This is a genomic window from Nocardioides sp. InS609-2, from assembly GCF_023208195.1.
Lineage (GTDB): Bacteria > Actinomycetota > Actinomycetes > Propionibacteriales > Nocardioidaceae > Nocardioides.
In genome coordinates, this window is sequence record NZ_CP060034.1 from 1,266,705 (window position 1) to 1,286,052 (window position 19,348).

The 19,348-nt window shown below is 69.2% G+C and carries 28 protein-coding genes and 3 tRNA genes; 14 read left to right on the forward strand and 17 right to left on the reverse strand.

Annotation, left to right across the window (positions count from 1 at the left end; translation table 11 throughout):
* Positions 1–4: 4 nt before the first annotated feature.
* Complete coding sequence (locus H4Q84_RS06685; protein ID WP_248582622.1) at positions 5–307, forward strand: hypothetical protein; 303 nt, start codon at positions 5–7, stop codon at positions 305–307.
* Between the two features lie 86 nt (positions 308–393).
* On the forward strand, positions 394–597 hold the full coding sequence (locus H4Q84_RS06690; protein WP_248582623.1) for a hypothetical protein: 204 nt from the start codon (positions 394–396) through the stop codon (positions 595–597).
* Between the two features lie 700 nt (positions 598–1,297).
* Here H4Q84_RS06690 and H4Q84_RS06695 read toward each other — a convergent pair.
* A complete protein-coding gene (locus tag H4Q84_RS06695; protein WP_248582624.1) occupies positions 1,298–1,711 on the reverse strand; it encodes an ArsI/CadI family heavy metal resistance metalloenzyme in 414 nt (137 codons plus the stop codon).
* A gap of 75 nt (positions 1,712–1,786) precedes the next feature.
* Here H4Q84_RS06695 and H4Q84_RS06700 point away from each other — a divergent pair, with 75 nt between their 5' ends.
* From H4Q84_RS06700 to H4Q84_RS06710, 3 genes are read left to right on the forward strand one after another with little or no spacing between them, the layout of a single operon-like run.
* Positions 1,787–2,146 carry a metalloregulator ArsR/SmtB family transcription factor gene (locus tag H4Q84_RS06700; protein WP_248582625.1) on the forward strand — a complete coding sequence of 120 codons (360 nt, stop codon included), beginning with the start codon at positions 1,787–1,789 and terminating at the stop codon, positions 2,144–2,146.
* Entirely contained in the window at positions 2,143–2,826 is a 684-nt protein-coding gene (locus H4Q84_RS06705) for an aquaporin (RefSeq protein ID WP_248582626.1), read from the forward strand. Before H4Q84_RS06700 ends, H4Q84_RS06705 begins: the two co-directional genes overlap by 4 nt.
* Positions 2,823–3,230: an arsenate reductase ArsC gene (locus H4Q84_RS06710; RefSeq protein WP_248582627.1), complete on the forward strand. Its 408-nt coding sequence runs from the start codon at positions 2,823–2,825 to the stop codon at positions 3,228–3,230. Before H4Q84_RS06705 ends, H4Q84_RS06710 begins: the two co-directional genes overlap by 4 nt.
* Positions 3,231–3,509: 279 nt before the next feature.
* Here H4Q84_RS06710 and H4Q84_RS06715 read toward each other — a convergent pair whose 3' ends face one another.
* The 4 genes from H4Q84_RS06715 to H4Q84_RS06730 are packed head-to-tail and all read right to left on the reverse strand — an operon-like array spanning position 3,510 to position 6,009.
* The gene (locus tag H4Q84_RS06715) at positions 3,510–4,529 is read right to left on the reverse strand and encodes an adenosine deaminase (protein ID WP_248582628.1); all 1,020 of its coding nucleotides are present in this window, start codon (positions 4,527–4,529) and stop codon (positions 3,510–3,512) included.
* Positions 4,530–4,550: 21 nt separating this feature from the next.
* Positions 4,551–4,805, reverse strand: a complete 255-nt coding sequence (locus H4Q84_RS06720; RefSeq protein ID WP_248582629.1) for a hypothetical protein — start codon at positions 4,803–4,805, stop codon at positions 4,551–4,553.
* Positions 4,805–5,539 carry a thioredoxin domain-containing protein gene (locus H4Q84_RS06725; protein WP_248582630.1) on the reverse strand — a complete coding sequence of 245 codons (735 nt, stop codon included), beginning with the start codon at positions 5,537–5,539 and terminating at the stop codon, positions 4,805–4,807. Before H4Q84_RS06725 ends, H4Q84_RS06720 begins: the two co-directional genes overlap by 1 nt.
* Positions 5,539–6,009, reverse strand: a complete 471-nt coding sequence (locus tag H4Q84_RS06730) for a MauE/DoxX family redox-associated membrane protein (RefSeq protein WP_248582631.1) — start codon at positions 6,007–6,009, stop codon at positions 5,539–5,541. The genes H4Q84_RS06725 and H4Q84_RS06730 overlap by 1 nt, the downstream gene beginning before the upstream one ends.
* A gap of 73 nt (positions 6,010–6,082) precedes the next feature.
* Between H4Q84_RS06730 and orn the strand changes: the two genes are divergently transcribed.
* The gene (orn, locus tag H4Q84_RS06735) at positions 6,083–6,736 is read left to right on the forward strand and encodes an oligoribonuclease (protein ID WP_248582632.1); all 654 of its coding nucleotides are present in this window, start codon (positions 6,083–6,085) and stop codon (positions 6,734–6,736) included.
* 47 nt (positions 6,737–6,783) lie between these two features.
* Positions 6,784–6,859, forward strand: a tRNA-His gene (locus H4Q84_RS06740).
* 57 nt (positions 6,860–6,916) lie between these two features.
* Here the strand turns inward: H4Q84_RS06740 and H4Q84_RS06745 are convergent.
* A complete protein-coding gene (locus tag H4Q84_RS06745) occupies positions 6,917–8,962 on the reverse strand; it encodes an ATP-binding protein (protein WP_248582633.1) in 2,046 nt (681 codons plus the stop codon).
* A 136-nt stretch (positions 8,963–9,098) separates the two neighbouring features.
* Here H4Q84_RS06745 and H4Q84_RS06750 point away from each other — a divergent pair, with 136 nt between their 5' ends.
* Both H4Q84_RS06750 and H4Q84_RS06755 read left to right on the forward strand, forming a co-directional pair.
* Complete coding sequence (locus H4Q84_RS06750; protein WP_248582634.1) at positions 9,099–10,673, forward strand: NAD(P)/FAD-dependent oxidoreductase; 1,575 nt, start codon at positions 9,099–9,101, stop codon at positions 10,671–10,673.
* 59 nt (positions 10,674–10,732) lie between these two features.
* Positions 10,733–10,805, forward strand: a tRNA-Lys gene (locus tag H4Q84_RS06755).
* A 148-nt stretch (positions 10,806–10,953) separates the two neighbouring features.
* Here the strand turns inward: H4Q84_RS06755 and H4Q84_RS06760 are convergent.
* Positions 10,954–11,385: an HSP20 family small heat-shock protein gene (locus H4Q84_RS06760; RefSeq protein WP_282580319.1), complete on the reverse strand. Its 432-nt coding sequence runs from the start codon at positions 11,383–11,385 to the stop codon at positions 10,954–10,956.
* A 135-nt stretch (positions 11,386–11,520) separates the two neighbouring features.
* On the opposite strand from H4Q84_RS06760, the gene H4Q84_RS06765 reads away from it, so the two are divergent.
* Positions 11,521–11,796, forward strand: coding sequence for a MerR family transcriptional regulator (locus H4Q84_RS06765; protein ID WP_248582635.1), 276 nt, complete (start codon positions 11,521–11,523; stop codon positions 11,794–11,796).
* Here H4Q84_RS06765 and H4Q84_RS06770 read toward each other — a convergent pair.
* The 6 genes from H4Q84_RS06770 to H4Q84_RS06795 are packed head-to-tail and all read right to left on the reverse strand — an operon-like array spanning position 11,787 to position 14,829.
* Positions 11,787–12,110 carry a co-chaperone GroES gene (locus H4Q84_RS06770; RefSeq protein WP_248582636.1) on the reverse strand — a complete coding sequence of 108 codons (324 nt, stop codon included), beginning with the start codon at positions 12,108–12,110 and terminating at the stop codon, positions 11,787–11,789. The genes H4Q84_RS06765 and H4Q84_RS06770 overlap by 10 nt on opposite strands.
* Positions 12,111–12,125: 15 nt before the next feature.
* Positions 12,126–12,374, reverse strand: a complete 249-nt coding sequence (locus H4Q84_RS06775) for a DUF3618 domain-containing protein (RefSeq protein WP_248582637.1) — start codon at positions 12,372–12,374, stop codon at positions 12,126–12,128.
* Positions 12,371–13,126, reverse strand: coding sequence for an ABC transporter ATP-binding protein (locus H4Q84_RS06780; protein ID WP_248582638.1), 756 nt, complete (start codon positions 13,124–13,126; stop codon positions 12,371–12,373). Before H4Q84_RS06780 ends, H4Q84_RS06775 begins: the two co-directional genes overlap by 4 nt.
* Positions 13,123–13,806 (reverse strand): cobalt ECF transporter T component CbiQ, encoded by a 684-nt coding sequence (gene cbiQ, locus H4Q84_RS06785; protein ID WP_248582639.1) that lies wholly within the window; start codon positions 13,804–13,806, stop codon positions 13,123–13,125. Before cbiQ ends, H4Q84_RS06780 begins: the two co-directional genes overlap by 4 nt.
* 1 nt (position 13,807) lies before the next feature.
* Positions 13,808–14,140: a PDGLE domain-containing protein gene (locus H4Q84_RS06790; RefSeq protein WP_248582640.1), complete on the reverse strand. Its 333-nt coding sequence runs from the start codon at positions 14,138–14,140 to the stop codon at positions 13,808–13,810.
* Positions 14,137–14,829, reverse strand: coding sequence for an energy-coupling factor ABC transporter permease (locus tag H4Q84_RS06795; protein ID WP_248582641.1), 693 nt, complete (start codon positions 14,827–14,829; stop codon positions 14,137–14,139). Before H4Q84_RS06795 ends, H4Q84_RS06790 begins: the two co-directional genes overlap by 4 nt.
* Before the next feature lie 107 nt (positions 14,830–14,936).
* On the opposite strand from H4Q84_RS06795, the gene H4Q84_RS06800 reads away from it, so the two are divergent.
* From H4Q84_RS06800 to H4Q84_RS06815, 4 genes are all read left to right on the forward strand, one after another.
* Positions 14,937–15,407 (forward strand): peroxiredoxin, encoded by a 471-nt coding sequence (locus H4Q84_RS06800; protein ID WP_248582642.1) that lies wholly within the window; start codon positions 14,937–14,939, stop codon positions 15,405–15,407.
* Positions 15,408–15,535: 128 nt separating this feature from the next.
* Positions 15,536–15,617, forward strand: a tRNA-Leu gene (locus H4Q84_RS06805).
* Positions 15,618–15,665: 48 nt separating this feature from the next.
* Positions 15,666–15,857 carry a hypothetical protein gene (locus tag H4Q84_RS06810; RefSeq protein ID WP_248583724.1) on the forward strand — a complete coding sequence of 64 codons (192 nt, stop codon included), beginning with the start codon at positions 15,666–15,668 and terminating at the stop codon, positions 15,855–15,857.
* A complete protein-coding gene (locus tag H4Q84_RS06815; protein WP_248582643.1) occupies positions 15,788–16,093 on the forward strand; it encodes a hypothetical protein in 306 nt (101 codons plus the stop codon). Before H4Q84_RS06810 ends, H4Q84_RS06815 begins: the two co-directional genes overlap by 70 nt.
* Here H4Q84_RS06815 and rdgB read toward each other — a convergent pair.
* The 4 genes from rdgB to H4Q84_RS06835 form a co-directional block, all read right to left on the reverse strand.
* Positions 16,080–16,703, reverse strand: a complete 624-nt coding sequence (gene rdgB / locus H4Q84_RS06820; RefSeq protein WP_248582644.1) for an RdgB/HAM1 family non-canonical purine NTP pyrophosphatase — start codon at positions 16,701–16,703, stop codon at positions 16,080–16,082. The genes H4Q84_RS06815 and rdgB overlap by 14 nt on opposite strands.
* On the reverse strand, positions 16,700–17,425 hold the full coding sequence (rph, locus tag H4Q84_RS06825) for a ribonuclease PH (protein WP_248582645.1): 726 nt from the start codon (positions 17,423–17,425) through the stop codon (positions 16,700–16,702). Before rph ends, rdgB begins: the two co-directional genes overlap by 4 nt.
* 127 nt (positions 17,426–17,552) lie before the next feature.
* The gene (locus H4Q84_RS06830) at positions 17,553–18,353 is read right to left on the reverse strand and encodes an ABC transporter permease subunit (RefSeq protein ID WP_248582646.1); all 801 of its coding nucleotides are present in this window, start codon (positions 18,351–18,353) and stop codon (positions 17,553–17,555) included.
* Positions 18,350–19,264, reverse strand: coding sequence for an ATP-binding cassette domain-containing protein (locus H4Q84_RS06835; RefSeq protein WP_248582647.1), 915 nt, complete (start codon positions 19,262–19,264; stop codon positions 18,350–18,352). Before H4Q84_RS06835 ends, H4Q84_RS06830 begins: the two co-directional genes overlap by 4 nt.
* Positions 19,265–19,348 lie beyond the last annotated feature (84 nt).

Below are 19,348 nucleotides of genomic sequence, written 5' to 3' on the forward strand. Positions count from 1 at the left end.
AACCGTGCCCGAGCCCATCGAGATCCCAGCCGGGTCCAAGGAGTACGTCGAAGGCATCATCGACGCCGACGACGGCACCACCCTCGACATGACCGTCGAGCTCTCCCTCACCCCAACCACCGGACCACAAGCCGGCACACACACGTGGCTCACCGCCGCCTGGGTCGGCGCACCCAGCTCGAGGCGACTGGCGCGCACCACCGCCAAGGTCACCCACGCAGCCGGCCAGTACCGGGTCCACGCCGGACTCGGCGGCGCCGGCGACCGGATGATCCTGGCCAGCGAGAACACCGTCACCGTGACCTGACACCAGCTGCACCGTCGTACGCCAATGCCCCACCACCCAGACCGGGTGGTGGGGCGTTTTCGTTGTGCCCTGACACCATCAGGGCCATGCGTCAGGTCATCACCTACACCGGGCACGACCAGCCCCTCGTCGAGGTCCTCGTCGACGACCGCTGGTACCCCGGCGACCTCCGCGCCTGGCGCCAACACGACGACGACACATGGTCCGCCCAGGTCACCTGGTCGCGTCGCCCGGGCGAGAGGCGGCTCGAGGTGTTCGAGGCCGAACGGGTGCGGCCTGTGGACCAGTGAGCTAGTTGCAGTACTCCGCTCCGCCCACCGCTTCCTGAAGTCCATGATGGGCGTGATTGGTCTGATCTTGCTCTGCCCCGCACCTTTCCCCCGCAGCCTGCTTGCCCTCGTGATGGGACGAGGGTAGGTCGATCGAGCTGCGCGACGCCCGTGCCGAGCAGCGGTCGGCACGGCGTCTGGGGTTCGAACTCGACGCATGACGTGGGGCAGAACGCGGAGCAGCCACGGACAGAGGATCACCACGGCTTGTTGGGATCGCCAACCCCCACAGCCCCCCTGACCTGCGCAGATAAGCAACCGGCAGGGCAACACTGGAACCAGCCGGGATGCCCTGACCGGGCTTCTAATCCGCCGGTCGGTGGTTCGAATCCACCCGGGGGCACTGACACAGGTTCGATCGGAGAGCCACGAGATGTCGCCCTCGCTGACTTCGACTCGCACCGCTCGCCTGCTGATGTCTGGCAGCAGTTCGGTTTCCGCTACTGGCGCGTGTGCGAGCTCGGCAGCGACCAAGTCATCGGCTACTGCGGCATCGACGTCGTGCCATTCCAGAAGGCGGAGGCCCCCCGGCTCAGCGGGTATCCGGGCAGACCACCCGAGAGTCGATCAGCACGCTTGAGCGCGAGAGTGACGACTACGACCGAGTCGCACCCCCTCGGCGCGACGGTCGAACAACCCCGGATCCTCCACGGCGTGTGTGTCACGCGCAGCAGGGCTCCCCGTCCACCACCGGCGCCGGAGCGACCGGCGCGTCGGCGAGCACCGTGTAGACCTCCCAGCGCTCGCCGTCGGGAGTGCCCTCCACCCAGAACTTGTCCTGCTTGGCGTAGCAGCAGGTGACGCCGCGCTCGTCGCTCGAGGCGAGGCCGTCGGTGGTCAGGCGCGACTGGATCGCGTCGACGGTGTCGACGTCGCCCACCTCGACGCCCAGGTGGTTGATCGAGCCGCCGTGGCCGGGGTTCTCGATGAGCACCAGCTTCAGGGGCGGCTCGGCGATGGCGAAGTTGGCGTAGCCGGGCCGGATCTTCGCGGGTACGGCGTCGAAGAGCTTGCCGTAGAACGCGATCGAGGTCTCGAGGTCGTCGACGTTGAGGGCGAGCTGGATGCGATTCATGATGCGTCTCCAATACATAGATGGGCTTCGATGTCTGATGTTGCACCAGACATTGGGATCTGTCAATATAGACACATGTCAAAGTCTGTACTCGAGCTCACCCCGGTCCAGGCCGTCGCCTGCTGTTCCCCGCTGACGAAGGAACCTCTGTCGGCGGAGGGTGCCGCACGGATCGCTCCCTTGCTCAAGGCGCTGGCCGATCCGGTCCGCCTGCGCCTGCTCTCGCTGGTCGCCTCGCACGCCGACGGCGAAGCCTGCGTGTGCGACCTCAACGACGCGTTCGACCTCTCGCAGCCGACCATCAGCCACCACCTCAAGGTGCTCCACGAGGTCGGCCTCCTCGACCGCAGCAAGCGCGGCGTCTGGGTCTACTACCGGATCCGCTCCGAGGCGCTCGCCGACGTCGGCGTACTGCTCGGCGGCGTCGCCCGGTGACCATCACCCTGCGAAGGCGAGTCGTCGCCGAGCTCCTCGGCACCGCGTTCCTCGTCATGGCCGTCGTCGGCTCGGGCATCGCCGCAAGCCGCCTCTCCCCCGACGACGTCGGCCTCCAGCTGCTGGAGAACAGTCTCGTCACCGGCGCCGCGCTCGTCGCGCTGATCCTGGCGCTGCAGCCGGTCTCGGCGAGCTTCAACCCGGTGGTGACCGTGGTCGAACGCCTTCTGGGCATGATCGACAGCCGTACGACGACCGCCCTGGTCGCCGCGCAGCTCGCCGGCGGCGGCGTCGGTGTCGTCCTCGCCAACCTGATGTTCGACCTCGACGCCGTGACGCTCTCGACCCGCGCACGCGCCGGTGGCGACCTGTGGCTGGCCGAGGTGGTCGCCACCTTCGGGCTGGTGCTCGTCATCTTCGGCTGCCTGCGCACCGGACGGGCCGACCACGTCGCGCTGGTCGTCGGCGGCTACATCACCGCCGCCTACTGGTTCACCAGCTCGACCAGCTTCGCCAACCCGGCGGTCACCGTGGCGCGCACGCTCTCCGACACCTTCGCCGGCATCCAGCCGGCCAACGCGCCGACGTTCATCGCCTGCCAGGTGGTCGGGGGCGCACTCGCCCTGGCCGCCGTCCGCTTTCTCTTTCCGATCACGCCAGCCCTGGAGTCAGCCCGGTGACCGACAAACCCAGCGTCCTGTTCGTCTGTGTGCACAACGCCGGTCGCTCGCAGATGGCCGCCGGCTACCTGATGCATCTCGGGGCCGGCCGGGTCGACGTACTCTCCGCCGGCAGCCAGCCCGCAGAGCGCATCAACCCCGTAGCCGTCGAGGCCATGCACGAGGAAGGCATCGACATCACCGCCGAGCAGCCCAAGGTGCTGACGCCCGAGGCGGTCCAGGCCTCCGACGTGGTGATCACGATGGGCTGCGGCGACGCGTGCCCGTTCTTCCCCGGCACCCGCTACGAGGACTGGCAGCTCGACGACCCGGCCGGCCAGGACATCGAGTCGGTCCGGCCGATCCGAGACGAGATCCGGGGCCGGGTCGAGCAGCTCCTGGCCGAGCTGCTGCAGAACGAGTAGCAGCGACACGCGACGCAGGTCCGTCGAAACCTGAGCGGGGCACGGTCCAATGGACTCGGCCCCGCGAAGTATGAGCTCGCGGGGCCTGTGCTTTGGTCGTGAGAGCCGGCGAGACCCCAGAAATAGGTGGAACCCCGGCAAGTATGAGTTGCCGGGGCTCCGGTGTCTTCCGGACCGAAGTCCTTCCGACACGGACAGTTCTACCCTCCGTCGCGCGGACGGATCAAGGGGTCTGCCCAGGTAATTTCGGGCGTCCGGCGTGTCGCGCCGGACACGCCGTCAGAGGCGGTTGGCGGCGACGTACCCGTCGATCTCCCCGATGAGCCCGGCCTTCACGTCCTCCGGTGCGTACGACGCTCGAACGGCCGCCCGCGACAGGTCGGCGACCCCGGCCTGGTCGAGACCGAGCAGGTCGGCGGCGATCTCGTACTCCCGGTTGAGCGTGGTGCCGAACATCGGCGGGTCGTCGGAGTTGACCGTGATCGTCACGCCCGCGTCACGGAACGCGACGATCGGGTGCTCCGCCAGGGTCGCCACGGCCCGGGTCGCGATGTTCGACGACGGGCACACCTCCAGCACGATCCCGGTCTCGGCCAGGTGCGCCAGCAGGGCGGGGTCCTGGGCCGACGACGTGCCGTGCCCGATCCGCTCGGCGCCCAGCAGGTTGATGGCGTCCCACACCGTCTCTGGCCCGGTCGTCTCGCCGGCGTGCGGCACCGACTTCAGCCCAGCACCGCGCGCGGCGGTGAAATGCGGCTCGAACTGGGGCCTGGGTACGCCGATCTCCGGCCCACCCAGGCCGAACCCGACGAGCCCCTCGGGCCGGTGGTTCAGCGCATAGTCCAGCGTCGCGTCGGCAGCCGGGATGCCCGACTCCCCCGGGATGTCATAGATCCACCTCAGCACCAGGCCGAAGTCACGCTCGGCGGCGACGCGAGCGTCCTCGATGGCCTCCGTGTAGGCCTGGATGGAGATCCCTCGCAACACCGACGTGTACGGCGTGCAGGTGAGCTCGGCGTACCGGACATGCTGTTCTGTGGCCATCTCGCGGGCGACCTCGTAGGTCAGCATCCGCACGTCCTCGGGAGTGCGGATCAGGTCGACGACCGCGAGGTAGACCTCGATGAAGTGCCCGAAGTCGCGGAACTCGTAGAACTTGCGCAGCTCGTCGGGATCGGCCGGCACGGTGCCCGGGTGGCGCTCGGCCAGCTCACGGACGATCCGCTCAGAGGCGGACCCGACATGGTGGACGTGCAGCTCAGCCTTGGGAAGGCCTGCGATGAAGGCGGCGATGCTCATCGCCGGAGTCTGGCAGCGGGATCAGGAGAAGTAGAAACCGACGGCGACCGGGATGGAAGCGAAGACCAGCCACGGCGTGAGGATCGAGCGCTGGTTCAGGACGCGCACACCCACGATCGCCAGCACGCAGACGATGGTGGCGACCGTGAGCAGCACCGGGAACGCTCCCGGCCGGTCGACCGTGTTGGCCAGGATCACGAGCCCGGCGGCGAAGTGCGCTGCGGTCGTCAGGATCAGGGCAGACATCACCCACTTCTGGACCCGCTCGACCTGCATCAGCTGATTCCCGTCAGGAGGTTGGCGGCGAGGTCACCGAGCGTCTCGCCTGAGACCGGCTTGCCGTCGAGCATCACTGTAGGGGTGCCAACGACGCCGTCCTTCGACGCCCGCTCGGTGCCGTTCTTGACCCACTGCGCGAAGGCGAGATCCTCGATCCCGGCCTTCACTGCCGACTCGTCCGCTCCTGCCTCGACCGCCTTCTCGACGAGCGCGGAGTCCTCGGGGAAGGGACCCTCCTCGGAGGGCTGGTCGGCGAAGAGCTCGTCGTGGAATTTCTTGGCCACGTCGGGGCCGGCCGCGTCGAGCACGACGGCGAACGCGTTGGCGGATCGCTGCGAGTAGTCGCCGAACTGGGAGAGGAAGTCGAGCGTCCGGTACTCCACCTGCACCCGACCAGCCTCTACGGCGTCAGCCAGGCCGGCGTTGGTCAGCTTCTCGAACTCCCCGCAGACGGGGCACAGGAAGTCCTCGTAGACCACCGCCGTGTGCGGCGCACCGTCGTCGCCCAGCACGAGTCCGAAGGAGTCCGAGGCCCCGGCGGGTGGAGTTGCGACGTCTCCGGTCGTGTCGCGCTGGCCCTGGACGACGAGCCCCACGACCACGGCGATCACGAGCACCGCCGCGACGGCGCCGACGACGATCAGGCGCCGACGCTGCTCCGCGGCCTCCTGCCTCCGGATCACCTCAGCAGCTCGGGCGCTCCTGTTCTCGTGCGCGCGCTTCTTCGACATCACAGGGTCCTCTCGGGTACGACGCGGAACAGGAAGTTGTCGAGCGCGAGCCGCGTCCGCGGGAAGGCCACCAGGCAGCACGACAGCAGGAGCAGGCCGGCGTCGCGGGCGATCTCGAGCGGGTACTCGCTCGACGCACCCGCGCGAGTGCCGCCACCACCGAAGCAGCCGCACTCGATCTCCAGGCCGCGGGCCCACGCCGACGCGATGCCGACCACGAAGGCGAGGAAGAGCAGCGCCGAGACGACGCCGATCGCCCGGGTCAGGACGCCCAGCACCAGGCACAGCCCGACGACGACCTCCAGCACCGGCAGGAGGTGCCCCACGGTCGGCACGATCGACTCGGGAAGCAGGTCGTAGGCACGTACGGCACGCACGCTCTCGGCAGGCTCGGGCAGCTTCAGCGCCCCCGCGACCAACCAGACCCCTCCGGTGACGAGTCGCGCCACCAGACCGAGCCACTGCTTCACGCAGCCGACCCTAGGTCGCTCACCTGAGGCGAACCTGAACCTCTGCTGGCCAGGGGTGGCTGGCCGGGTCCCCATGGTGGGTAGGGTTCCGATCGTGAACGAAAGACTTGTCTGGATCGACTGCGAGATGACCGGCCTCGACCTCCAGGCCGACGCACTCATCGAGGTCGCAGCCCTGGTCACCGACTTCGACCTCAACGTCATCGGCGACGGCATCGACGTGATCGTCAAGCCACCCCCGGCCGCGCTCGAGCAGATGATCGACTTCGTGCGCTCGATGCACGAGACGTCCGGCCTGCTCATCGAGCTCGACGAGGGGCTCGAGATGGCCGACGCCGAGAAGCAGGTGCTCGACTACATCAAGGAGCACTGCCCCGACGGCAGCCGCCCGCCGCTCGCCGGCAACTCCGTCGCCACCGACCGGTCGTTCCTGGCGCGTGACATGCCGACCCTCGAGGGCTTCTTGCACTACCGCAACGTCGACGTCTCCTCCATCAAGGAGCTGTCGCGGCGCTGGTTCCCGCGTACCTACTTCTCCTCGCCGCCCAAGCGCGGCAACCACCGCGCGCTGGCCGACATCCAGGAGAGCATCGAGGAGCTTCGCTACTACCGCGAAGCCGTCTTCGTGCCCCCGCCCGGCCCCGACAGCACGGTCGCCAAGGAGATCGCGGCGCGGCACGGTGGCTCCATCACGGGCCGGGGCCCCGATGCGGATATCCCCGCCTAGTACCTCTATACTTTTCGTCGCGGCCCCGACGTTGTCGGGGCTTCGTGGTGGGCGTAGCTCAGCTGGTAGAGCGCCGCGTTGTGGTCGCGGATGTCGCGGGTTCAAGTCCCGTCGTTCACCCCAAGTCAGAAGGCCTCCGGCTCGCGCCGGGGGCCTTCTGCGTTGCCCTGAGTACGCCGGTCAGCCGGCGTTCGCGTGCCCGTGCGCGTGCGCGTCGTACACGCGCTGCGGGAAGACGAGCCGGAACACGCTGCCCTCCCCGGGGTTCGACTCGAACTCCACGTGCCCGTTGTGGCTCACCGCGATGGCCTGGGTGATCGACAGGCCGAGCCCGCTGCCCTGGATCGCCATCTCGAAGGCCACCGACGAGCGGAAGAAGCGCTTGAAGACCTGCGCCTGCTCGTCCCGCGGGATGCCCACGCCGGTGTCGCGCACCGAGATGATCGCCGCGTCGGCGTCGCTCCGCAGCGCCACGTCGATGCGCCCGCCGGCCTGGGTGAACTTCACGGCGTTGCTGAGCAGGTTGATCACCGCGCGCTCGAGCTGAGCCCGGTCGCCGGTGAACGGCGACGGTGTGGACGGCACGTCGATGCCGAACGCCTTGCCGGTGGTCTCGCACGCGGGCGCGACCACGTTGGCCGCGGCAAGTACGACGGCACCGAGGTCGCAGTCGGCGGACTTCGTCTCCAGGACACCGTCCTGCACCTGGCTGAGCAGGAGGAGGTCGTCGATGAGCGAGAGCAGGCGCTCGCTGTTGCCGGCGACCCGGGTCAGCGCGTTGGTCTGGGCCGAGTTGACGGGGCCGAAGCCGCCGTCTCCGAGGATCTCGAGGTAGCCCAGGATGCTGGTGATCGGAGTGCGCAGCTCGTGGCTGACGCTGGACACGAAGATGTCCTTGAGCTGGTCGACCTGACGAAGCCGGTCGACCGCCTGCCGCTCGGTCTCGAGAGCTTCGGTGAGGGTGGTGTGCGCCTGCACCCGCTCGGTGACGTCTTCGGCGGTGCTCACGTGGCCGGCGACGTTGCCGTCGGCGTCGATGATCCGGGCCAGCGTCATCGTGTGCATCCGCAGGTCGCCGTCCTTGTTGACGAACTCGACCTCGGTGCCGGCGTGCTCGGGCTCGCGCAGCACGAACGCCACCGCCCGGTGGGTGGCCTCGGTGCCGAGCAGCTCCGCCAGTCGCTCGAACTCCTCCTGCCGGTGGAACATCGACGGCGACTTCCCGAGGACCTCCCCGGCGCGGTAGCCGAGCTGCTGCTCGGCGCCGGGGTTGAAGAGGTTGATCAGGCCGTCGGCGTCGGTGCCGATGATCGCGATGCCGCGGGTGCTGCCGACCAGGCTGTGCAGGCGGTCGCGCTCCACTGACGCCGCGTGGCTGACGTCGCGCTGCATCGCCACGGCCACCGCGCTGGGCAGGGAGGAGACGACACAGGCGAGGACGAAGAGGTGCAGCGCGAGCATGACGATGTCGAAGTGGTGGGAGAGCCGTTCCACGCCCGCGAAGGGACCGATGCCCGCCAGCGTGAGACCGGCAGCGCTGCCGCCGAAGGCGAGCAACTGAAGGAGCGTGACGCGCATCGAGTTGCGCAGGGCACACCACGACAGCACGGGTACGACGAGGAAGGCCATCAGCGGCTTGTCGCCGAAGAGCCCGAAGACGAGCAGCATCACGCCGGCGAGCGCGCTGGCCTGGAGCGCCCGTTCGATCCGCGAGCTGTTCGCCCGGTGCCGGGCGACGGCCATGAAGAACGGCAGGATGACGGCGTAGCCGTTCAGGTGCGCAAGCACCGTGGCGACGGCGAGCACGCCGGGCCGGTCGCCCTGGAGCAGCAGCGAGGTCACCCCCGTGAACGCCCCTGCAACCGCGGAGCCCGCGAGGATCGCCGCGAAGAACCTGGCCAGGTCGACGTTGTCACGCAGCCGCGGCGTCCGCGTGCCACGGTGGGTGAGGACCCCGGCGACGACGAGGGCACCAGCCGTGATGCCGAGCGACCAGCCCCCGGCCATGAGAGGCGCGCGGCCCGCGAACGTCATCGCGACGACGCTGGCCAAGAAGACGAGGAGGCCTATCTCGGCCCATCTGCTACGTGCGTTGAGCAACAAGACGCCGGCAGCGAGACCGGTGGGCCACATCTCGCCGGCGTGACTTCCCTCGGGCAGGACGGTGACGGCGACGAATCCCACGGTCGCCATCAGCGCCAGCAGACCGAGGTCCCGAGACTTCACGCACGTCTCCCTATGTTTCGCCCGCGCCCGGGATCGATCACGACACGGGCTCCGCCGAGCCCGAAGATGAGATTAGGGCTTTCCCAAGGGTCGCGCGGAGGAACGGGACAAACATCCCCTGCATTAGGTTGATCCGATGACTTCCGACCAGAGCAGGTACGACGTCGTGGTGGTCGGCGGCGGGCACAACGGTCTGGTAGCGGCGACCTATCTCGCCCAGGCCGGCCTGTCGGTCGTCGTGCTCGAACGGCTCGGGCACACCGGCGGTGCGGCCGTCTCGGCGCAGGCGTTCGCCGGTCAGCCGGCGCGGCTCTCCCGCTACTCCTACCTAGTCTCGCTGATGCCCGAGCGGCTCGTGCGCGAGCTCGGCCTCGACATCGCCCTGGCACCACGCACGACCGCGTCGTACACACCGTTCGTCCGCGACGGGAAGCCCGGCGGGCTGCTCGTCGAGCGCCCCGAGGGCGACCGCACACGCGAGTCGTTCGCGGCGCTGACCGGCAGCGACGACGAGTACGACGCATGGCGGGTGTTCTACGCCGAGGTGGCCGGGATGGCCGCCGCCGTCGCGCCCACCCTCATGGCGCCCCTGCCGACCGAGCGCGACCTCGCGTCGGCGGTCGACGCCCGGATCTGGCGCGACATCGTGCAGCGGCCGCTCGGCGAGACCATCGAGGAGCGCTTCTCCGACGACACCGTCCGTGGTGTGGTCGCGACCGACGCGCTCATCGGCACCTTCGCCTCGATGCACGACCAGTCGCTGTCACAGAACCGCTGCTTCCTCTACCACCTGATCGGTAACGGCACCGGTGAGTGGCGAGTGCCGGTCGGCGGCATGGGCGCGGTCACGGACGCCCTCGCGCGGGCCGCCGTGGAGGCGGGCGCCGAGATCGTCACGTCGGCGGGCGTCAGCTCGATCTCTGCGGGCGACGACGAGGCCGAGGTCACCTGGCACGACGGCATCCGCACGCACACGATCACCGGGCGCCACGTGCTGGCCAACGTCGCTCCGTGGGTGCTGCAGATCCTGCTCGGCCAGCCCGAGGAAGCCGCGACGAAACCGCAGGGCTCGCAGCTCAAGATCAACTTCCTGCTGGACCGGCTGCCGCAGCTCAAGTCCGGTTTCGACCCGCGGCTGGCCTTCGCCGGCACCCTGCACCTCGACGAGGACTACACCCAGCTCGAGGCGGCGTACGCCGACGCGGCGGCCGGGAGGATGCCGGCTGTCCTCCCCGGCGAGGTCTACTGCCACTCCCTCACCGACCCGTCCATCCTGGGCGAGCTGGCCGAGTCGGCGGCGCACACGCTGACCTACTTCGGCCTGCACACGCCCGCGGCACTCTTCGACGACGACCGTGAGGGCGCGAAGGCGCTGGCCGTCGAGCGCGCGCTCGCCTCGATCAACGCCCACCTCACCGAGCCCATCACCGATCTCCTGGCCACCGACGCCTACGGCCAGCCGTGCCTGGAGGCGAAGATCCCGCAGGACATCGAGGCCGACCTCGCCATGCCCGGCGGCCACATCTTCCACGGCGACCTCGACTGGCCCTGGGCGTCCAACCGCGCGCGGCTCGACACCCCGGCCCAGCAGTGGGGGGTGCAGACCGAGTCGTCGTCGGTCCTGCTGTGCGGCGCAGGGGCGCGTCGCGGCGGCGCCGTGTCGGGTCTCGGCGGGCACAACGCGGCACAGGCCGTGCTCGCCTCGCGGTAGTCCAGCCCGATTTTTCTCTCCTGTCGCCCGCTGGTAGCCTTGCGATCGCTTCACAGCACGCGCCATTAGCTCAATTGGCAGAGCAGCTGACTCTTAATCAGCGGGTTCGGGGTTCAAGTCCCTGATGGCGTACAGACAGACAGCAAGGCCAGGCCGCCGCAAGGCGCCTGGCCTTGTGTCATCTCATGCTCTGCCACGTGCGACCCAGCGGGGTGCGAGAGCCGTGACACGCTGCCTGAGGGCCAGGCTCTCGCACCTCCGCCGGATCGGCTGGTCTCGACTAGGCGTTGATTGCTGCCGGCTCCTCAGAGGTGCCGGCGGCGCTGATGTCGATCTTGCGGGGCTTGGCCTTCTCGGCCACCGGGACGGTCAGGCGAAGCACGCCCTCGGCATATGTGGCTTCGATCCGGTCCAGGTCGAGGTTGTCGCCCAGCACGAGCTGACGGCTGAACATCCCGCGCGGGCGCTCGGACGCCAGGGGTTCTGAGTCCCCGTAGTTGCCGACACGCTCGGCACGCACGGTCAGCACGTTGCGCTCGACGTCGAGATCAACACTGTCCTTGCTGACACCGGGCAGGTCGAACTCGATCACGAAACGGTCGCCCTGGCGCCAGGCATCCATCGGCATCACCACGGGACGGCTGGTGGTGCCGAGCAAGTGTTGGGTCAGGCGGTCGAGGTCGCGGAACGGGTCGGTGTTTCGAAGCAGCATCACTGTCCTCCTGGTTCGCCTTCAGGTGGGTCGCAAGACGCCCACAACCTGTATTGATGAATACAGGTTCGTTATACTCAAATCGTTAGATCTGGTCAAGTCATCTCTATTCGGCAAGCAGGGGGTGGTGCAACAGTGAGCGAACGAACCCGAGGGGTCTTCGCCATCTCCGTGGCGGCCGACATGGTCTCGATGGGGATTCAGAACTTGCGTGTCTACGAGCGCCGCGGCCTGCTCGAGCCGGGACGTACCCTCGGTGGCAGCCGGCTCTACAGCCTCGAGGACATCGACCGCCTCCACCGGATTCGCGACCTGCTCGCCGAGGGCCTCAACCTCGCCGGAGTCGACCGGGTCCTGGTCCTCGAGGACAGGATCGCCATCCTCGAGCGTCAGCTGACGGGTCAGAGGTAGAGGCCGGTGGACTCGTCCTCGAGCCGGCCGGCGGACACGGCGTGCACGTCGCGCTCGCGCATGACGGCGTACACCTCGCCCTGGACCTCGACCTCGGCCTTGTCCTCGGGGTCGAAGAGCACCCGGTCGCCGATCTCGACGGCACGGGCGTGCGGGCCTTTGGCGACCACGCGCGACCAGGCGAGGCGCCGGGCGCCCATGGCGGCGGTGGCGGGGATCACGATGCCGCCGGCGGAACGACGTTCGCCTGCTTCACGGTCCTGCTCGACCATGATCCGGTCGTGCAGCATCTTGATGGGCGACTTGTCAGACATTGGGGTGCCGCTCCGTCAGCGGGTGATCCTGCGCAGCACCGCGACCAGCACGACAGCACCCAGGACGCCCCCGGCGACCTTGAGGATGTTGTCGGTGCGAGGCTGGCCCGACTCCATGTCGACGAAGTGGGCCTTGGTCGCGTAGACCTGTCGGCCGATGATCGTCTTCGGACTCGCCCGGTGGACGAGCTGGTCGATCGTGCTGGCCAGGCTGTCGCGGGCCGCCTCGATCTCGCGCTCGAGGGAGCTCATGTCGTTGCTCACCGGGGCAGGCTATCAATGCGCCTCGGATCGAAACCGAACGGGAGCTCCAGCCGGTGCGCACGCATCAGCGCGTCGTCGGTCAACACGTCGTAGGTCTTGCCGTCGGCGACCACGACTCCGTCGCTGAGCACCACCGACCGCGGGCACAGCTCGAGCGCGTAGGGCAGGTCGTGGGTGACCATCAGCACGGTGACGTCGAGGCCGCGCAGGATGTCGGCCAGCTCGCGGCGGGACGCGGGGTCGAGGTTGGAGCTGGGCTCGTCGAGCACCAGGATCTCGGGCTCCATCACCAGCACGGTCGCCACGGCGACCCGGCGTCGCTGCCCGAACGAGAGATGGTGCGGGGGCCGGTCGACGAAGTCGGCCATGCCGACCAGGTCGAGCGCAGCCATGACGCGGCGGTCGAGCTCGACGCCGCGCACGCCCAGGTTGGCCGGGCCGAACGCGACGTCCTGCCGCACCGTGCCCAGGAAGAGCTGGTCGTCGGGGTCCTGGAAGACGATGCCCACCCGCCTGCGGATCTCCTTGAGGTTCTTCTTGACCACGGGCAGCCCACTCACGGCGACCGTGCCGGCCCCGGCTGCGAGGATGCCGTTGAGGTGCAGCACCAGCGTCGTCTTGCCGGCGCCGTTGGGTCCGAGCAGGGCGACCCGCTCCCCCTTGTGCACGTGCAGGTCGACGCCGAAGAGCGCCTGGTGGCCGTCGGGATAGGCGTAGGCGAGCCCGCGTACGTCGAGCGTCGGGGTGCTCACGGCGTACGCCGGAGGTCGGGCAGCGCGCCGTCGTACCCACGCGACAGCATGGCGAGGTGGACGCGCTCGCCGCGTTCGTAGGACCGGATGAACAGGGCGCCGAGCGACCGGGCCAGCGTCGGCCAGTGCCGAGGCGACCGCGGGTCACAGCCGCGCGAGCGCATCGCTGTGGTCATCCGGGCCAGGTCGCCGGTCACGACGTCGAGGTAGCGGACCATGAATCCCATGATCGCCACGATCAGACCGGGCATGCGAAGCCGCTGGAGCCCGCGCAAGAGCTCGTCGGGCTCGGTGGTGGCGGCCAAGGTGAGCGACGCGAGTACGCCGAGGCTGCCCTTGATGACTAGGGCCAACGCCGCGAGCAGCCCGGTCTCGGAGACCTGCACGCCGAGCACCTCGACCTTCGGGCCGTGCGAGACGAACGGCACCAGCACCGCGAAGAGCAGGAACGGCACCTCGATCACCATCCGCTTGGCGAGGTAGCCGAAGGGCACCCGCGAGACCGCGATGACGACGAGGAGCGCGACGAGGTAGCCGGCGAAGACGGGATACGACTGGCGCGGCGTGGCGACCACGACCAGCATGAACGAGACGAGCCCGACGAGCTTGAGGTGCGCCGGCGCGCGGTGGATCGGGCTGTGCCCGTGGAAGTGCAGCCGGTGGCCGTGTCCCGCGCCCACGTCAGTGGCTGTCGGCGTGCTGGCGGGGTTCCGGCTCTTCGTCGCGGTCGCGACGCCGGATGGTCCAGAAGAGCCCGCCACCGATCAGCAGCACGGCCAGCGCGCCGACCACACCGGCGAGTCCACCTGCCAGGCGCGGGTTGTCGACGCCCTTGGCCTGGTAGCCGGCCAGCGGGCCGTCGGCCGCGCCATGGTCGGTGGCGCTGTCGAGGAAGCCGGTCTTCTCGGCCACGAACACGAGCCCGTCGGGATGGCTGCTGGCGTAGAAGCTCGCCACGCCGGCGATGAGCAGTGCCACGACCAGCCCGGTCAGGAGGAAGGTCTTCAGCTTCATGCGGCCACTCCCGGTCGACGGATCTCGAGCTCGCGGTCGGCCAGCAGCGGGCGGGCGCCGTACACGAGGTCGGGGCGGACGGCGACCACACTGCCGATGACCAGGCCGGTGATGACCGCCTCACCGATGCCGATGACGACGTGCCAGCCGACCATCGCGGTGAACACCGCGCCGGCGTCGACCGGCACCGTGCCGCCGATGGCGAAGAGGGCGCTGAAGGCGGTGGCGGCGACGGGCACGCTGACCAGGGCGCCCACCGCGGCCGCCGGGGCGACCAGGGCGACCCGCTTGGGCAGGACGCTGCGCAGGAGCACGAAGACTCCCCAGCCAACGACCACGCCGACCAGGGCCATGAGCGTGATGTTGGTGCCGATGGCGGTGATGCCGCCGTCGGCCATCAGCAGCGCCTGCACCAGCAGCACGACGCTGATGCAGAGCACGGCGGTGAAGGGTCCGACGAGTACGGCGGCGAGCGCCCCGCCGAGGAGGTGGCCGCTGGTGCCGGCACCCACCGGGAAGTTCATCATCTGACCGGCGAACACGAAGGTGGCCACGAGGCCGGCCATCGGTGCGGTCTTGTCGTCGAGCTCGCGGCGCGCGCCCCGAAGCGCCACGGCGACGCCGGCGGCCGCGACCACGCCGGTGGCGATCGAGGTCTGTGCGTCGAGGAATCCGTCGGGCACGTGCACGAGTGGCCGCCTCCGGTCGGTAGATTCTGGGGTGATTGATCTGGACAGCATCGTCACACTATTGCAACTTGGTTGCAACAACACCCCTCGGGTCACAGGAGCTTCGAATGACTGAACGCCTTACCGTCGGCGACACCGCCCCCGACTTCACCCTCACCTCCGACACGGGCGAGAGCGTCACGCTCTCCGACCTGCGCGGGCGCTCGGTGATCGTCTACTTCTACCCGGCGGCGATGACGCCCGGCTGCAGCACGCAAGCGTGCGACTTCACCGACTCGCTGTCCTCCTTGCAGGCCGCGGGCTACGAGGTCCTCGGCATCTCCCCCGACGAGCCTGCGATGCTCGCGAAGTTCCGCGAGAGCGACGGTCTCACCATCACGCTGCTCTCCGACCCCGACCGGTCCACCCTCGCGGCGTACGCCGCGTTCGGTGAGAAGAAGCTCTACGGCAAGCTCGTCGAGGGCGTCATCCGCTCGACGATCGTGGTCGACCCGGAGGGCAAGGTCGCCGTCGCGCAGTACAACGTGAAGGCCACTGGGCACGTCGCGAAGCTGCGGCGGGATCTCGGCCTCGACTGACTCCACGGCCCGGACGTCCTGCGATCTGGCTGCCCGGGTACTGCCCGGGTGGCCCACTTCGCATGACGTCCCGGGAGCCCGGGTCGCGTCTCCGACGACCGGGTAGACCTCAGTAGGGTGAGCCCCGAGCCGAAGTGGTGGAACTGGCAGACACGCGGCACTTAGGATGCCGTGCCTTCGGGCGTGGGGGTTCAAGTCCCCCCTTCGGCACTGTGCGATTTCGTCGACCAATGGTTCGGTCCTGACCGGGGTCCGGTCATGGACTCCGCGCTCATCACCGTCGGGCTGCCCATCGCCCTCGCGATCATCATGTTCGGGCTCGGCCTCGCCCCGACGCGCGACGACTCCCGGCGGGTCGGCGCGCACCGAAGGCGGTCGTGGTGGCGCTGGCCTGCCAGCTCGTCGTACTGCCGGCGATGTGCTTCGGCCTGGTGGACGCCTTCGGCCTGAGCCCGCTGCTCGGCATCAGCATTGGCATGATGCTGCTGGTGTCGTCGCCGGGAGGTACGACGGCCAACCTGTTCAGCCACCTCTTCCACGGTGACGTCGCGCTCAACCGCCGCGCAGTCGATCGCCTCGTCGATGGAGATCGACGTGCACAAACGGCACGCGGGCGGTCTTCGTTGCCCTGGAGGTGCTCGACAGCACCGAGATCTCGGTGCCGGCCGCGGTCTACTCGCTGCTGATGTTCGTCCTCACCAGCACCGACGCCACCTGAGGGGCGATCTCGCGCAACGCCTTGCCCCGGTGGGAGATCGCGTCCTTCTCGGCGGTGTCGAGCTCGGCGGTCGTGACGTCGTGACCGTCGGCGGCGAAGAGCACGTCGTAGCCGAAACCACCCGCGCCGCGGACCTCGCCGATGATGCGGCCGTCCATCCGGCCGTGCACCACGAGCTCGGTGCCATCGGGGTGGCAGAACGCGACCGCGCAGACGAAGTGGGCGCCACGACGGTCAGCAGGTACGTCGGCGAGCTGGTCGAGCAGGAGCGCGTTGTTGCGGGCGTCGGACTTCGGCGGACCCGACCACCGCGCCGAGAGCACGCCCGGCATGCCCTTGAGCGCGTCGACGCAAAGGCCGCTGTCGTCGGCCAGGCTCGGCAAACCGGTCGCAGCCAGACCGGCCCTCGCCTTCAGCAGCGCGTTGCCCTCGAAGTCGGGCTGGTCCTCGACCGGCTCGTCGTACGTCGGCACGCCGCCCTGGCCGACGACCTCGATGCCCGGGGCGTGCTCGGCCAGGATGCGCTGCATCTCGGCCAGCTTCTTGGCGTTGCGCGACGCCAGGAAGACGCGGCTCACAGAGCCAGCGCCTCGCGCTGCATGCGGGTCAGGTCGGCGCAGCCCTTCTCGCCCAGCGCAAGCAGCGCGTCGAGCTCGGCGCGCGAGAAGACGGCACCCTCGGCCGTGCCCTGGACCTCGACGAAGCCACCGTCGCCGGTGATCACGATGTTCATGTCGGTCTCGGCGCGGACGTCCTCCTCGTAGGGCAGATCGAGGCGCGGCACGCCGTCGATGATGCCGACGCTGACGGCGGCGACGGAGCCGGTGAGCGGCTCGCCGGTCAGCGAGCCGGCCTCGCGCAGGCTCGCGACGGCATCGGCGAGGGCGACGTACGCACCGGTGATGGCGGCCGTGCGCGTGCCGCCGTCGGCCTGCAGCACGTCGCAGTCGAGCTGGATGGTGTTCTCGCCGAGGGCCTTGTAGTCGATGACGGCGCGCAGCGAGCGGCCGATCAGGCGGGAGATCTCGTGGGTGCGGCCGCCGATGCGGCCCTTGACCGACTCCCGGTCGGAGCGGGTGTTGGTCGACGCGGGGAGCATGGCGTACTCGGCGGTGACCCAGCCGAGGCCGGAGCCCTTGCGCCAGCGCGGCACGCCGGCCGATGCCGAGGCGGCGCACAGCACGCGGGTGCGGCCGAACTCGACGAGCACCGAGCCGGCGGCGTGGTCGAGCCAGTTGCGGGTGATCTTGATGTCGCGGAGCTGGTCGTCGGCACGGCCGTCGGCACGGGTTGAAGTCATGGTGGGGATCCTAGGTTGGGGCATGGACAGCCCCGAAATGTTGGACCGGGCCCGGTCGCCCCCGTGGGACGTCCGGACCCGGTACCTGCCCCCTCCCCCGAGGGGAGAGCAGTCTGTGGGGTGCTGACTACTTGAACTCGATGCGCAGCAGGCGTGCGATGCCGAGGACCAGCGGGATGACCAGCCAGATGGTGCCGGAGGTGGCGATCTGTGCCCACTGCTCACCCGTCGGGGTGTAGTCGCCCATGAAGAGGGGCTTCTGCGCGGTGTTGAACTCGATCCACGGTGCGAACTTCTCGAAGCCCGAGCTGAGCGAGCCCAGGATGCCGACCGCGATCGGCAGGATCAGGCTGTAGACGAAGTAGCCGACGATCGCCGCCGGGGTGTTCATGATCAGGGTGGCGATCGCGAAGCCGATCAGGACACCGATCGCGTTGGAGAGCACGAAGCCGTTGAAGAGAAGGTTGCCGTCGACGGTCCACTCGGGAGACGCGCCGGCGGCCGAGCCGACGAGCGTGCCGACGACCGCGATCAGCGCGGCCAGCACCATCACGGCGACCGCGAGCGCGAAGCCGGCCAGGAACTTGGCGACCACGACCCTCGACCGTCGGGGCTCGAGGGTGAACGTCACCAGGCCGTTGCGCTGGCTGGCCTCGCTGGTGACGAGCATGATGATGAGGATCGGCATGAAGTAGCCGAGCACGCCGCCGGCGACGCCCAGGAAGTCGCCGTAGTCCTTCGCGTCGTCGGGCGCTGCGAACGCGTAGATGACCTCGACCACCAGGACCAGGGCCAGGATCGACAGGGCGAACCATCGACCGGCACGGGTGTCGAGCGCCTTGCGGAGCTCCACCTTGGCCAGTCGGCTCATCGGGACCTGCGGGGTCGACGTGAGGTCGATCATCGAGGGGGCAGCGGTGGTGCTCATGCCTGGGCTCCTTCGGGGAGTACGTCGCGCTGGGTGTCGGAGGTGAGCTCGAGGAAGAGATCCTCGAGTCCGCCGTCAGCGGAGCGGAGGTCGGTCAGGACGATGGTGTTGTCGGCAGCCACGCGGCCGACGTCGACCGGAGCGGACTCGACGCGCAGGCCGGCGCCGGCGGGCGCGACGGAGTAGCCCTCGTGCTCGAGGGCCTTGGTGAGCAGGTCGTTGTCGAGCGACGAGACGTTGGTGGTGTCGTGCTTGGCACCGGCGAGCAGCGACGCCTTGTCGCCCTGGGCGACAATCTTGCCGCGGCCGATGAGGATCATCTCGTCGGCGATCAGCTCGACCTCGTTGAGCAGGTGGCTGGACAGCAGTACGGTGCCACCGCGGTCGGCGTACCCCTTGAGGAGCCCGCGCATCCACCGGATGCCGGCGGGGTCGAGACCGTTGGCGGGCTCGTCGAGGATCAGCACCGACGGGTCACCGAGCAGGGCGTGGGCGATGCCGAGGCGCTGCTTCATGCCGAGCGAGTAGTTGCGCAGTCGGCGCTTGGCCTCGGTCTTGTCGAGCGAGACCAGCTCGAGCATCTCGTCGACGCGGGAGGCGGGCAGGCCCATCGTCTCGGCGCCGATGCTCAGGATCTCGCGGCCGGTGCGACCGGCGTGCTGGGCCGAGGCGTCGAGGAGCACGCCCACGTGCCGGCCGGGGTTGGGAATGTCCTGGTAGAGGTGACCGCCAATGGTGACGCGGCCCGCGGACGGCGCGGTGAGGCCGACCATGATGCGCATCGTGGTGGTCTTGCCGGCGCCGTTGGGACCGAGGAAGCCGGTCACGCGGCCGGGCTGGCAGGCAAAGCTGACGTCATCGACCGCACGGAAGTTTCCGTACGACTTGGAGAGACCTTCAACGGTGATCATGACGAGGAGTCTGCCGAGATCCGGGCACCGGCACATCCGTCCCGGGGCTCGTCGTACCAGACCAAAGTAGGGGTCCGTCCGGTC

What these genes read in the sequence shown, in the direction of transcription:
- H4Q84_RS06690 (WP_248582623.1), top strand. Translation starts at nt 394, where the DNA reads ATGCGTCAGGTCATCACCTACACCGGGCACGACCAGCCCCTCGTCGAG.
- H4Q84_RS06695 (WP_248582624.1), bottom strand. Translation starts at nt 1,711, where the DNA reads ATGAATCGCATCCAGCTCGCCCTCAACGTCGACGACCTCGAGACCTCG.
- H4Q84_RS06700 (WP_248582625.1), top strand. Translation starts at nt 1,787, where the DNA reads ATGTCAAAGTCTGTACTCGAGCTCACCCCGGTCCAGGCCGTCGCCTGC.
- H4Q84_RS06715 (WP_248582628.1), bottom strand. Translation starts at nt 4,529, where the DNA reads ATGAGCATCGCCGCCTTCATCGCAGGCCTTCCCAAGGCTGAGCTGCAC.
- H4Q84_RS06720 (WP_248582629.1), bottom strand. Translation starts at nt 4,805, where the DNA reads ATGCAGGTCGAGCGGGTCCAGAAGTGGGTGATGTCTGCCCTGATCCTG.
- H4Q84_RS06725 (WP_248582630.1), bottom strand. Translation starts at nt 5,539, where the DNA reads ATGTCGAAGAAGCGCGCGCACGAGAACAGGAGCGCCCGAGCTGCTGAG.
- orn (WP_248582632.1), top strand. Translation starts at nt 6,083, where the DNA reads ATGGTGGGTAGGGTTCCGATCGTGAACGAAAGACTTGTCTGGATCGAC.
- H4Q84_RS06750 (WP_248582634.1), top strand. Translation starts at nt 9,099, where the DNA reads ATGACTTCCGACCAGAGCAGGTACGACGTCGTGGTGGTCGGCGGCGGG.
- H4Q84_RS06760 (WP_282580319.1), bottom strand. Translation starts at nt 11,385, where the DNA reads ATGCTGCTTCGAAACACCGACCCGTTCCGCGACCTCGACCGCCTGACC.
- H4Q84_RS06770 (WP_248582636.1), bottom strand. Translation starts at nt 12,110, where the DNA reads ATGTCTGACAAGTCGCCCATCAAGATGCTGCACGACCGGATCATGGTC.
- H4Q84_RS06790 (WP_248582640.1), bottom strand. Translation starts at nt 14,140, where the DNA reads ATGAAGCTGAAGACCTTCCTCCTGACCGGGCTGGTCGTGGCACTGCTC.
- H4Q84_RS06800 (WP_248582642.1), top strand. Translation starts at nt 14,937, where the DNA reads ATGACTGAACGCCTTACCGTCGGCGACACCGCCCCCGACTTCACCCTC.
- H4Q84_RS06810 (WP_248583724.1), top strand. Translation starts at nt 15,666, where the DNA reads ATGGACTCCGCGCTCATCACCGTCGGGCTGCCCATCGCCCTCGCGATC.
- rph (WP_248582645.1), bottom strand. Translation starts at nt 17,425, where the DNA reads ATGACTTCAACCCGTGCCGACGGCCGTGCCGACGACCAGCTCCGCGAC.
- H4Q84_RS06830 (WP_248582646.1), bottom strand. Translation starts at nt 18,353, where the DNA reads ATGAGCACCACCGCTGCCCCCTCGATGATCGACCTCACGTCGACCCCG.
- H4Q84_RS06835 (WP_248582647.1), bottom strand. Translation starts at nt 19,264, where the DNA reads ATGATCACCGTTGAAGGTCTCTCCAAGTCGTACGGAAACTTCCGTGCG.